This window comes from Shewanella sp. Arc9-LZ (genome assembly GCF_010092445.1).
Lineage (GTDB): Bacteria > Pseudomonadota > Gammaproteobacteria > Enterobacterales > Shewanellaceae > Shewanella.
On the sequence record NZ_CP048031.1, the window covers coordinates 3,660,879 to 3,673,430 of the forward strand.

At 41.0% G+C, this 12,552-nt stretch carries 13 protein-coding genes; 1 reads left to right on the forward strand and 12 read right to left on the reverse strand.

Annotation, left to right across the window (positions count from 1 at the left end):
• Positions 1 to 72: 72 nt before the first annotated feature.
• The 9 genes from recO to rpoE form a co-directional block, all read right to left on the reverse strand.
• Positions 73 to 786, reverse strand: coding sequence for a DNA repair protein RecO (gene recO, locus GUY17_RS15660; protein ID WP_162023687.1), 714 nt, complete (start codon positions 784 to 786; stop codon positions 73 to 75).
• A gap of 45 nt (positions 787 to 831) precedes the next feature.
• Positions 832 to 1,836 (reverse strand): GTPase Era, encoded by a 1,005-nt coding sequence (era, locus tag GUY17_RS15665; RefSeq protein ID WP_101086352.1) that lies wholly within the window; start codon positions 1,834 to 1,836, stop codon positions 832 to 834.
• Positions 1,833 to 2,513 (reverse strand): ribonuclease III, encoded by a 681-nt coding sequence (gene rnc, locus GUY17_RS15670; RefSeq protein ID WP_101086351.1) that lies wholly within the window; start codon positions 2,511 to 2,513, stop codon positions 1,833 to 1,835. The genes era and rnc overlap by 4 nt, the downstream gene beginning before the upstream one ends.
• The gene (gene lepB, locus GUY17_RS15675) at positions 2,513 to 3,427 is read right to left on the reverse strand and encodes a signal peptidase I (protein WP_101086350.1); all 915 of its coding nucleotides are present in this window, start codon (positions 3,425 to 3,427) and stop codon (positions 2,513 to 2,515) included. Before lepB ends, rnc begins: the two co-directional genes overlap by 1 nt.
• A 465-nt stretch (positions 3,428 to 3,892) precedes the next feature.
• Complete coding sequence (gene lepA, locus GUY17_RS15680; protein WP_101086349.1) at positions 3,893 to 5,683, reverse strand: translation elongation factor 4; 1,791 nt, start codon at positions 5,681 to 5,683, stop codon at positions 3,893 to 3,895.
• A 417-nt stretch (positions 5,684 to 6,100) separates the two neighbouring features.
• On the reverse strand, positions 6,101 to 6,571 hold the full coding sequence (locus GUY17_RS15685) for a SoxR reducing system RseC family protein (RefSeq protein ID WP_162024383.1): 471 nt from the start codon (positions 6,569 to 6,571) through the stop codon (positions 6,101 to 6,103).
• 199 nt (positions 6,572 to 6,770) lie between these two features.
• Positions 6,771 to 7,703 (reverse strand): MucB/RseB C-terminal domain-containing protein, encoded by a 933-nt coding sequence (locus tag GUY17_RS15690; RefSeq protein WP_101086347.1) that lies wholly within the window; start codon positions 7,701 to 7,703, stop codon positions 6,771 to 6,773.
• A 40-nt stretch (positions 7,704 to 7,743) separates the two neighbouring features.
• Positions 7,744 to 8,361 carry a sigma-E factor negative regulatory protein gene (locus GUY17_RS15695; RefSeq protein ID WP_162023688.1) on the reverse strand — a complete coding sequence of 206 codons (618 nt, stop codon included), beginning with the start codon at positions 8,359 to 8,361 and terminating at the stop codon, positions 7,744 to 7,746.
• A 26-nt stretch (positions 8,362 to 8,387) separates the two neighbouring features.
• Entirely contained in the window at positions 8,388 to 8,966 is a 579-nt protein-coding gene (rpoE, locus tag GUY17_RS15700; protein WP_011638383.1) for an RNA polymerase sigma factor RpoE, read from the reverse strand.
• A 234-nt stretch (positions 8,967 to 9,200) separates the two neighbouring features.
• Here rpoE and nadB point away from each other — a divergent pair, with 234 nt between their 5' ends.
• On the forward strand, positions 9,201 to 10,817 hold the full coding sequence (gene nadB, locus GUY17_RS15705; RefSeq protein WP_101086345.1) for an L-aspartate oxidase: 1,617 nt from the start codon (positions 9,201 to 9,203) through the stop codon (positions 10,815 to 10,817).
• Positions 10,818 to 10,847: 30 nt separating this feature from the next.
• Here the strand turns inward: nadB and GUY17_RS15710 are convergent, their stop codons facing one another.
• From GUY17_RS15710 to nhaR, 3 genes are read right to left on the reverse strand one after another with little or no spacing between them, the layout of a single operon-like run.
• The gene (locus GUY17_RS15710; RefSeq protein ID WP_101086344.1) at positions 10,848 to 11,321 is read right to left on the reverse strand and encodes a protein YgfX; all 474 of its coding nucleotides are present in this window, start codon (positions 11,319 to 11,321) and stop codon (positions 10,848 to 10,850) included.
• A complete protein-coding gene (locus GUY17_RS15715) occupies positions 11,302 to 11,550 on the reverse strand; it encodes a succinate dehydrogenase assembly factor 2 (RefSeq protein WP_101086343.1) in 249 nt (82 codons plus the stop codon). Before GUY17_RS15715 ends, GUY17_RS15710 begins: the two co-directional genes overlap by 20 nt.
• A 29-nt stretch (positions 11,551 to 11,579) precedes the next feature.
• Positions 11,580 to 12,503 carry a transcriptional activator NhaR gene (gene nhaR / locus GUY17_RS15720; protein WP_101087191.1) on the reverse strand — a complete coding sequence of 308 codons (924 nt, stop codon included), beginning with the start codon at positions 12,501 to 12,503 and terminating at the stop codon, positions 11,580 to 11,582.
• Between the last annotated feature and the right edge of the window lie 49 nt (positions 12,504 to 12,552).

Here is a 12,552-nt window from a genome sequence, read left to right on the forward strand (position 1 = left end):
ACACGATAACCAAAGTTATGCACTAATTTACAAGTGTTTGGTCCATGTGTTGAGTTTAAAATAGATTATATGCTAATCCGCTTTGTTACTGAATAACTGCCTACTTAATAACGGCTTATTACCCAACAATGGTGTGAGTAAATAACGCATTAATCCTTTAGCTTGATTAAACTGTTCAGGTTGCAGGTTTTGTGATGCCAATGCTAGCAACATTGCCCCAGATAAACAGCCTTTACCATGAGAAAAAGAGCTTTCTTGAGTGGTTGCTACAGGGATAAAACCACTCTCTGCAATAAACCGATAGTGGCAACGGTCATCTAACGAGTCACCTTGGGTGTCATAAGCAAGAGACGGCAACGCGCCTAACTCGAGTAATAAAGCCATTTCAAAATAACGCAGGTGGCTTGAACAAAACTGTTTAGCTAACGCCAGTAGTGCACGATGATAATCGAGAAAGAGACCTTCAGCTTGGTGATCGACTGACAATAGGCGAACTAATATTTCGTTTAGGTAAAAACCAGAATAAAGACTATTACCGCTCAGCGGCATAGCAGGTGCAGCGGCTTCAATTTGGGTAATATTTTTCAATCCTAAATTTCTGGCTTCGGATTGGGCACTAAATTGGATAATCAGCGGCTGAAAAGGTTGTAAGATACTTTTAATCGACCGTTTACCAGAACCGACTCGAGTAATGGCATCAACACGCCCAACACCTTCTATCAGCAAATTAACGATCACGCTCGATTCACGAAATTGTCGATGATGAAGCACATAGCCACGTTTCATAGTGGCCATGCCTATAAATACTTAATCAATAACGCTAAAGCCAATTTAGCTTTCGCCATAGCCTAAACTTCTCAATGCACGTTCATCATCAGCCCAACCTGATTTCACTTTCACCCACACTTCAAGAAATACTTTATTGTCAAATAAGGTTTCCATATCCAGACGGGATTGCGTTGCAATCGTTCTAATTCGCTCACCTTTATTGCCAATCACCATCCGTTTTTGGCCTTCACGCTCAACCAGAATTAACGCATTAATTTGATAGACGCCATTTTCCATCATTTTAAACTGTTCAATCTCAACCGTTGCGTCGTAAGGAAGTTCATCCCCAAGGAAGCGCATTAGCTTTTCACGGACAATTTCAGATGCCATAAAGCGTTGTGAGCGATCGGTAACATAATCTTCTGGGAAATAAAATGGGGCTTCTGGCAATGATTCACGTGCCATATCCAAAATGCGTTGCACATTGGTGCCTTTACTGGCTGATATTGGCAAAATTTCATCAAAATCAAACTTTTTAGCCAATTCCGTTAAATAAGGGAACAATGATTCCTTATCTTTAATGTTATCAACTTTGTTGATGGCTAAAATGATTTTTCGATCATCATTACGATGTTGAATTTTTTGGAGCACCATCTCATCATCGGCAGTCCACGTCATACCATCAACAACAAAAATAACCATAGCAACATCAGCTAATGAACTGGCAGCCGCACGGTTCATCAAGCGGTTTATCGCACGCTTTTCTTCGATGTGTAGACCAGGTGTATCAATAAATATAATCTGGCTTGGGCCATCGGTATGAATACCCATGATACGGTGACGAGTTGTTTGTGGTTTTTTTGAGGTAATACTCACCTTTTGACCAAGTAACTTGTTCAAAAGTGTTGATTTACCCACATTGGGACGACCGACAATAGCCACCATGCCACAATAAGTTACATCGTATTTGGCTGTGGCCGTTGGTGCTGCTTGGTTCATCCTTGCCAGCAGTTCATCTAAGCTAGGCTCTTGGTTATCACCTGCTGGCAAGTCTGTTTTTTTGGTCATTTATTCAGTAGCTCCAATACCTGAGCAGCGGCAAGCTGTTCAGCTTTTCTTCTTGAACTTGCCACACCGGTGACAACTTTATCTAATTCACTAATTTTACATTCTACGGTGAAGGTTTGATCATGCGCTTCACCTTCTACCGCAACAACTTGGTAATCTGGCAATGGCTTTTTAAAACCTTGCAGGTATTCTTGCAAAATTGTCTTCGGATCTTTTTGATTAATACCCGGTTTTATCTCAGCTAAACGCTCTTGATACCATGATAATAATAGCTTACGGCACACTTCGATATCGGCATCAAGGTAAACTGCACCAATAATAGCCTCTACGGCATCCGCTAAAATAGATTCGCGTCTAAAGCCACCGCTTTTGAGTTCACCAGGGCCTAAATACAAATAATCACCTAGCTTGAACTCTTGAGCGATAATTGTCAGTGTGTCACCTTTGACTAAAGTAGCGCGCATACGGCTTAAATCACCTTCAGTCGCCTTTGGAAACTGATGATATAAGGCATCTGAAATAGCTATCGATAAAATCGAATCGCCTAAAAACTCTAAACGCTCATTATGTTTATTTGCTGCGCTGCGATGTGTTAAGGCCTGAATGAGTAATTCAATATTATTAAACTCATACCCTAAAGTACGGCACAAACGCGGCAAATTTTTAATGGGTTCCATCAATGTATTCCACCTACTCTATCAAAACGTACTCCGGTCGGTACCCACGTTGGTAACACATCACTCGGTTTACGATCAAATTCAAAACTAATCCAAATTGCAACGGCTTTACCGACAAGATTCTCTTCCGGTACAAAGCCCCAAAAACGACTATCGGTACTATTATCACGGTTATCACCCATGGCAAAATACATTCCTTGAGGGACAACGAACTCACCAGCAGGAAGACCCGCTTGAGGATAAAAGTGCTGTCTGAAATCAGGGCGCGATGGATTAAGCAAAATATCGTGTTCTACATCGCCTAATTGCTCACTCAAACGAATTAATGGCACGTCATTTTGGCTAAACTCACCACGATTAATTTCTACATGCTCAATCGTATGAGCCGCTGGGCAGTCAGATTTATTGACACACGCTTCTTGGATCATCAGTTGTTTATTACGATAAAATATCTTGTCACCTGGTAAACCAACCACACGCTTTATATAGTCAATTTTTGGGTTTTCAGGGTATTTAAATACAAATACGTCTCCGCGCTCAGGTTCACCGGTTTCAACTAGTTTGCTGCGCCATACAGGATCGCGTAACCCGTAACTAAACTTTTCAACCAGAATGAAATCACCCACTAAGAGTGTCGGCATCATCGAACCAGATGGAATTTGAAATGGCTCATAAATAAAAGAACGTAAAATCATCACAAAGGCGATAACCGGAAAAATCGAATGTGCAGTTTCAACTAACACAGGCTCACGAATGATTTTATCTATCGCATCTGCACTTAACTGAGTTGAGTTAGCTTGTGCTGCTAATAAGCTTTCACGGCGTTTAGGCGCAAAAAATACCACATCAATTAACCAAATAAGTCCACTGACTAAGGTTACGAGCACTAAAATGAGCGAAAAATAGGCTGCCATTACTGATTTATCTCCTGCTAGGTGTGTTGGATCCATATGGCTTGAGCAAAGGCTCAGAATAACTCAATCCAGTATGGTGATTAACGAATAAACATTCACCCAGTTGAGTGTTACAAAATATATAGTAAAAATAACGATAACGCCGCAATACGCGGCGTTTAGTGTCGGTTAATCTTTCAAGGTTTTTTTTGCAGCGAATTGTTGGTCATTTATACAAGGCAGAGGCTTTGTAGTGTAGTTATTCTACATAAAAAGCCGATAACGCAGTAAAAATGGCCAACAAACGCTGTCCGAAGGGTTCGGCTAAAAACGTTTTACTCTTTATTGAGTGATTCTTTGTGAATCAAGTGGTGCTTAGATTACTAGGCAGCAATCCACTCGCCTCGATTAAAACGTTTTTATCTCGAACAAAATTTAACCAGCAAAGATCAACAGGCACTAGCAAACTAAAACAATTAATTATAATTAGTCGTTAAGTTTCAATACCGCTAAGAATGCCTCTTGTGGCACTTCAACGTTACCGACTTGCTTCATGCGTTTTTTACCTTCTTTCTGCTTGTTAAGTAGTTTCTTCTTACGTGAAACGTCACCACCATAACACTTAGCGGTTACATCTTTACGTAATGCTTTAATACTTGAACGAGCAATAATCTGACTACCAACAGCAGCCTGAATAGCAATATCAAACATTTGGCGAGGGATCAATTCTTTCATCTTTTCAACCAATGCCAAACCACGATGACGAATATTACTGCGATGAATAATCATCGCTAATGCATCAACTCTGTCGCCATTGATTAAAATGTCCAGTCGCACCATATCTGCAGGATCAAAACGAATAAAGTTATACTCTAATGACGCATAACCCCGACTCGTTGACTTAAGACGGTCAAAGAAATCCATGACCACTTCAGCCATCGGCAAATGATAAGTCACGGCCACTTGATTACCGTGATAAACCATATTAGTTTGCGAACCGCGCTTTTCAATACACAAGGTAATCACGTTACCTAAGTATTCTTTTGGCACTAATATATTGGCTTCAACAATCGGTTCACGAATTTCTTCGATATTATTCAGCGCAGGTAGGCCTGAAGGATTATCGACATAAATCGTTTCACCATTGTTCATGATAACTTCGTACACTACTGTGGGTGCCGTCGTGATCAAATCTAGATTATATTCGCGCTCTAAACGCTCTTGGACAATCTCCATGTGCAGAAGGCCGAGAAAACCTATACGGAAACCAAAACCTAACGCTGATGAAGTTTCAGGTTCAAAAAACAGTGATGCATCATTCAAACTTAATTTATTTAACGCATCACGGAAGCTTTCATATTCATCGGTAGAAATTGGGAATACACCGGCATAAACCTGAGGCTTAACACGTTTAAAGCCTGGAAGAGGTTTGTCCGCGCCATTTTTTGCATGGGTCAAGGTATCACCTACTGGCGCACCGTGAATTTCTTTAATACCAGAAATCACATAACCCACTTCACCTGCACGAAGCTCTGTTTTGTCTTTTTCTTTTGGGGTAAAAATGCCTACGCGATCGGCGTTATAGTTTTGTCCAGTGGACATCACTTTAAATTTTTCGCCTTTCTTAAGTATGCCATTCTTAATACGTACTAAAGAAACAACACCAAGGTATGCATCAAACCATGAGTCAATAATCAACGCTTGTAAAGGCGCAGACTCATCGCCCACTGGCGGAGGAATTTTTGCGATAATTTCCTCTAGTACTAAATCAACGCCAACACCTGTCTTTGCTGAACAACGCACAGCATCCATGGCATCAATGCCAACGATATCTTCAATCTCTGCTGCTACACGGTCTGGTTCAGCCTGAGGTAAGTCAATTTTATTTAATACAGGAACTACGTCTAAATTCATTTCTAGTGCGGTATAGCAGTTTGCTAATGTCTGAGCTTCTACGCCTTGACCAGCATCAACTACTAATAGTGCACCTTCACATGCAGCCAAAGAACGTGATACTTCATAAGAGAAGTCAACGTGGCCTGGTGTATCAATGAAGTTGAGTAGATAAGTGTTACCATCTTTTGCATGGTAATCTAAGGTGACACTTTGGGCTTTGATCGTAATGCCACGCTCACGTTCTAGATCCATTGAATCTAAAACCTGTGCAGCCATTTCACGGTCAGTTAAGCCGCCACATACCTGAATCAGGCGATCGGATAAAGTTGATTTACCATGGTCGATATGGGCAATAATCGAGAAGTTTCTAATGTGTTTCATTATGCTGCAATGACTACTACTAAAATGATGAAAATTAAGGTGGCAAATTGTACCTGATTGGGGGGGTAATACCAATCAGATTAAACAATAGTATCCATTTTGGGGCGATTATTAACCATTACAGGAGGTTTTCGAGGCTCTGTACACACATTTTCAGGTTAAAAGAGATGGTTAAACATGTTACACGGCATCATAGGTCATCAGCATAAATGTGGAAAATATTCACTAACCTGAATTCGGGATAAGAGATGAGAATATGATTATAAAGATCATAAACTTAGAAGTTAACCACTATCAAAATTGTCATTTTTTACTAACAAGGCCAATTGACGCGCGTATATCTGGCTTATTGCAAGTTCATTCAACGCAGTTAGTAAAACAAAGGGCGAGCAGTTTGTTATCCCGAGATCAGGCTAACTAATGACTGGCACTGATAATGCCCACTTCTTGGCCTAAATAGGTAATGATAACGGGTGTGGCGTGAGCCTCTAGTTCAGTGGCGAAGTGCTTACCAATAAACCAGGCAACCAATGCGCCTAATGCACCAAAAGCCATAGCAAAACCATTGGTACTCAATCCTATTCCAGCAGCCAGCATATGCCCTATCATTGCCGATAAAAACAACCCAATTAACGGCAATAAATACACCAATGCAGCCGCTTTAATGATGACGCTTTCAGGTAAACCTATTTTAAGCAAATCACCGCTACGGCAAGGTCTTTCACTCGGTAATGAAAAACGTTGTGTATGAACCGAAAAAGCTTTAGCGATCGTCGATGTGCCACAATTTTCACTGCTGGCACAATGGTTACATGCACTTTTTAATTCAACCTCAACAGTTACCCAGCCTTGTTGATAATCAACCACGCGGGCAATTTCTTCCATCATAGTGGATGTGGATGACTCGGACATGTGGCTATTCATATAATCAGCTCAAACCATAAATAAGGATTCAATTTTAGCACAATGCCGCTCATTGGCTAAGCAAGTTTACCGCTAAGCTATATCATTTCTAATTTGCCACTAGAAACACGAAAGCCGTGACACAAAATATTGTTGTCACGGCTTGCTTGTTAACGAGCATTGTTTATTTTAATACTAAACTATTGGCTATCCTGTCTAACGTTTCAGAAGGCACCTTACCGATAGCTACAACCTCAAGCGTACCCACTTTAACAACTACCATAGATAAACCATTACGAATAAGCAGCTCATTGGGCATCGGATTTTCTCCCGCTCGCGCGACATAAACAGAAATATTGGCTAATCCATCCGTTAACGCCACATATTCAACCGGCTCGTGAATACCTATCAAACGATGATGATCGCGAACAACCACATCAAATCCTTCTGGTAACCAAGTAAATTGCCAGTTTTTACCATCCGTGCGTTCCGCTTGGTTCATCACTGCTGGCCACTCTTGCTTTGCGGCTTCAATTAAAATGTTCGCAGGTTCGGTTAACTCAATCAGCTCAATGACCATGGTTTGTTCAAGTAATTGTTTTTCTTTATTGAGGGAGTCAAAACGTAATGGCAAATAAGTGTCCATATCAATCCACACTTGAGCATCATAACGATTGTCATCATTGGCGAGTAAACGGATCATTTGTCCAGGACGTCCAGCAATACGCCCTCGACCACCAATAACAAATTGATAGCCTTTTTCAAGCTGGCTTAAATCTCCCGCTAAAGCTGCTGGCCAAATTCCCTGAATACGAGGCGCTACCACACTGTAAGCCGGTTGGTCATGTTCTATAAACGTAACCGTATTACCCACTCGCACTGCATTTTTCGGCGGACCATTAAGGTATTCAAGTAAAGCGACTTCTTTATTATCGACAATGCCATGAATGTAAACAAGCGGACGGATATGGTCGGCTTGTAGCTGAATAATAGAGGTTTTGTATTGTTTATCGTGCATTGCTTGGCTCATATTCTTAAGCCAAGCTTTAGCAGATAAATCTTCTTCAGCGTGTGTTGGAAAGGTTAACACTAACAGTGCTAGCAGGATAAGGCGCAAGCTAACTCCTAACATGGTAAGACAAGGTTCTGCCGGCGGATTATGGATTTACCGCGGCATCTTGCACGCTATTATCATCAACAGCAACACCTGGATTCAAGCGTTGTTGTAACATGTGATCTTGGATATAAGCATTAATACGGCGACGCTGTTCTATAACTTGCTCATTAGAATAGCTTTGTTGATTTTGTACCGCACCAGTCTGATAGCTTACCGGTGACACACTCCCCACTAAAGGACGAGTCATTAATACCGGTAACGGTGACTCTGCATCACTGGTTTGGTTATAATTTTGCACCCCAACAATGGCCACCATAGCAACTGTTGCTGCAATAGCATATTGGCCAAACTGTTTGAAAAATGGCACCACGTTTGAACCCACTGCAACTTGCTGTGGAGTGCTAATTGGCTCGACTAATTCACTTTGCTTGACTTGAGGCATAATAATTGTCGGTTCAAGCTCAATTGCTGCAGTGATGCTAGCAAAAAGGTCTAAGTCAATGGCTGTCGGCAACTCGCCGCGCATTGCATCGCCTATCATGTGATAGCGTTGCCATTCATCATGTGAATCAACGTCGGCAGAAAGCTGCGCCAATGTTTTATCATCGGCTTCACCATCAACTGCTGCAGATACCCACTCTTGACTTGATTTAAGCATTATTCACCTATCTAAGGTTAAGGCTGTTACTTTTCCAGCAAAGGCTGGAGCTGTTTGTCGATTGCTTCTCGAGCACGAAAGATACGCGATCTTACCGTGCCAACAGGGCAATCCATTATATTAGCAATATCTTCATAACTCATTCCTTCTAGCTCTCTGAGCGATATTGCCATTTTTAACTCTTCAGGCAGAGTGTCAAGCGTATCAAAAATCACTTTACTCATTTGATCTTTCATCAATAATCGCTCTGGTGATGCAAACTCTTTTAACGCATCACTGCCTTCATAATATTCTGCATCTTCTATATCAACATCGTTTGCAGGTGCTCTGCGCCCTTGCGATGTAAGATGGTTTTTTGCGGTGTTTACCGCAATACGATACAACCAAGTATAAAATGCACTTTCACCACGAAAATTTGCTAACGCTCTATACGCTTTAATAAAGGCTTCTTGTGTCACATCCGCTACATCCGCTTGATTGCGTACATACCTAGAAATCAAACTCATCACTTTATTTTGATACTTCAGCACTAACAGGTTAAATGCATTTTTATCGCCTTGCTGTACTCGCTCAACTAATTGTTGATCACTATATTGTCCACTCATCCGAGCCGACTACTCCTAAATCTGTAATACTGATTTCTCAGTCGCTCGAATCCTGTTCATATAAGTAGACCTACTGATATGAAGAAAGTTCGATATTGAATTAAAAAAAATTAATTTATTTTACATATAAACAAAATATCTAAGCAAAATCACAATAAAATACGCTGTAAAAGTACCCTGTCGTAGTAATTTGATTTACTATGATCAAACCACATAGCCACACCATGATACCTGATGAAACAAGCAGTTGAACACCAATCTGACATTTTGGTCATCGGCAGCGGTGCTGCAGGACTAACTTTAGCACTACATCTTGCTGAAAAATCAAAAGTAATTCTTCTTTCTAAAGGCCCATTATCAGAAGGGTCAACATTATACGCTCAAGGTGGAATCGCCTCTGTTTTCGATGAAGGCGACACAATTGAGTCCCACGTCAACGATACCTTAATCGCTGGCGCCGGATTATGCGATAAATCAGTTGTGACCTACACCGCAGAAAATGCCAAAAGTGCAATGCAATGGTTAATTAATTGTGGCGTGGCATTTGATAAAGAAGAAACCTTAGCTGGAGTCGATAATAGTACAGCCCCCTACCACCTAACCCGTGAAGGTGGACATAGCCATCGTCGTATTCTGCATTCTGCCGATGCTACCGGTAAAGCGGTACAAACTACATTACAAGAACGTGCAATCGCTCACCCAAACATACAAGTGCTTGAACGTTACAATGCGATTGATTTAATCACCACGCGTAAATTGCATCGACCGGGTAACCGCGTGCTTGGTGCTTATGTGTGGAATCGCGATGAGGAACATGTAGAAACCGTCAGAGCCAAATTTGTTGCGTTAGCAACTGGCGGCAGCTCAAAAGTGTACCAATACACCTCGAATCCTGATATTGCCAGTGGCGATGGTATTGCAATGGCATGGCGCGCAGGTTGTCGAATTGCCAATATGGAATTTAATCAATTCCATCCAACGTGTTTATTTCACCCTAATGCCAGAAACTTCTTATTAACGGAAGCATTACGCGGTGAAGGAGCTTATTTACGTCGTCCTGATGGCAGCCGTTTTATGCCCGATTTCGACGAAAGAGCTGAACTCGCTCCTCGCGATATTGTTGCTCGCGCCATTGATTATGAAATGAAACGTTTAGGTGTTGATTGTGTGTATTTAGATATCAGCCATAAACCTGCTGACTTTATCATTAAACACTTTCCAACCATTTATCAACGTTGTCTTGAATTGGGTATTGATATCACCAAAGACCCAATTCCAGCGGTTCCAGCGGCACACTATACATGTGGTGGTGTGATGACTGACCTTCATGGTCAAACCGATATTAATGGCTTATATGCTATTGGCGAAGTGGCTTACACAGGCTTACATGGCGCTAATAGACTGGCGAGCAATTCACTACTGGAGTGTTTAGTCTTTGCCCGTGCGGCCTCACAAGATATTGAAGGTTTGTTGCATAAAATACCGATGCCTTGCCCAATACCTTTATGGGACGAGAGCAAAGTAACTAACTCTGATGAAGAAGTCGTTATTGCCCATAATTGGCACGAACTGCGCCTATTTATGTGGGATTACGTCGGTATTGTCAGAACAGATAAACGATTAGAACGAGCACTACGAAGATGTTTGATGCTTCAACAAGAGATTGAAGAGTACTATTCAAACTTCCGTGTCAGTAACAATTTATTAGAGCTGCGTAATTTGGTGCAAGTTGCAGAATTAATTATTCGATGTGCAATGGAACGTAAAGAAAGTCGAGGCCTTCATTATAATATTGATTATCCTGAACAAATCGACAATCCTAAACCAACCATTTTACAACCGAGCAGTTAAACGCTGTCAACGTCACTCAACTTCACATCATTAATGGCTTAATAATAGACGACACAGATTACGATATGCTGTGTCGTCTAACATATCACTCCATACCAGCAATACTCTGTTCTCGCCCGTTTGAAGATGTTGTAAATAAATAATGCACATTAATGGACTAATAAACGGTTTTTTAGTGAGTGTTATTTTATTGAGACTTCCATTTTCACCTTGCAATAATGTACCAGCCCCCTTGTCACCTAAAGTAAGCAAACAACGCCAACTAGATACTCTGCGCCAGCTGTAAAAAAAAATGAAGATAATGGTAACGAATAACAACATTTGAATGGCGTGGTATATCAAGGAAGGATAATAAGGCCAAGCTAAAAAGCTCGTTAATACAACAGCAAACGATACCACTAAGGCACCACGCTGCAAAAATGAAGCACTCAATGCAAATTGTTGCATATGAGTGCTAGTACTGACCAATACATCAACAGGCGGGTTAAGGTGCTGCTCTTCCACGGACTTTGACTATCATATTGGCGAACAATGGATCTGAACATTGTTCATGGCCCATAAACCAAGCAAATAACTCCGGATCTTCACACTCCAATAAACGAATAAAAGTGTTTTTATCATCATCGCTCATGGCTTCGTATTGGGCTTCGACAAAGGGTTGAAACAATATATCTAATTCTAACATTCCGCGACGGCATGCCCAGCGTACACGAGCTATATTCATTAATTCCAACACAAATCTCCTGATGTCTATATCACAAGCTAGCTTATACGGTTTTCAAAATCTTGTACTTGTAGATCTCGTCCTGCAAATAAATCACTAAAATCCGTTGCCAGTAATGATTTTACCGCCGGATGTTGGATCATTCGCTCAGCGAACATCACATGGTACTCTTCTTTAATATCGGTGGTTTCACCAAGTAACACCATACCTTGAGAGAGTATATCATGACGATAAATAGACGGTGCGACAAAAATTCCCTGATTAAAATAGCCGAATGCTTTCATCATTTCGGCATCGTCAAATTCACCCAAGATACTAACATTAAGACTTTTTTCAGCAAACCAACCGTGTAACTGTTGTCCTAATGATGTCCGCTTACCCGGTATGAGTAATTTACGCTGCTCAAGACAGGCAGGAAAAGGGACTGGAATCGCTTCAGCCGAGAAGAAACTGACACCACATTCACCAAGCTTTTTCGATAAAATTTCAGGGAATTTTAACGAGCCGCCAGCGCAATCAGATAAAATCATGTCAAGCTTATGCTCACGTAAACGCTCAATAAGGCTATCGTGGGTTGATTCATAACACGCCAAATGAACCGAACCATCATCTGGAATAACAGTTAACAACACTCTACTCACTAAAGCTTTAGATAAAGCATCGGCAATACCTACCTCAAACAGCAGTGAATCATCTTTTTGATAATTAAGTATATCGAGCATTTCATAGCTCAAGCTAAACATTTTATCGGCATAACGAAATACTAATTCGCCCAACTCTGTAGCAACTAAGTTACGACCGACACGCTTAAATAACGTGCCTTTTAATCGCTCTTCTAATGCACGAATTTGCCCCGTTATGGTTTGCGGGGCCAAACACAATGCTTCAGCCGCTTTAGTCACTGAGCCTTTTTTTTGTACCATCCAAAAATAATATAAATGGTTATAATTTAAATGCTGCATATCAATCATTAACCTAACAAAATTTACTCACACTACTATAGCAAATAAA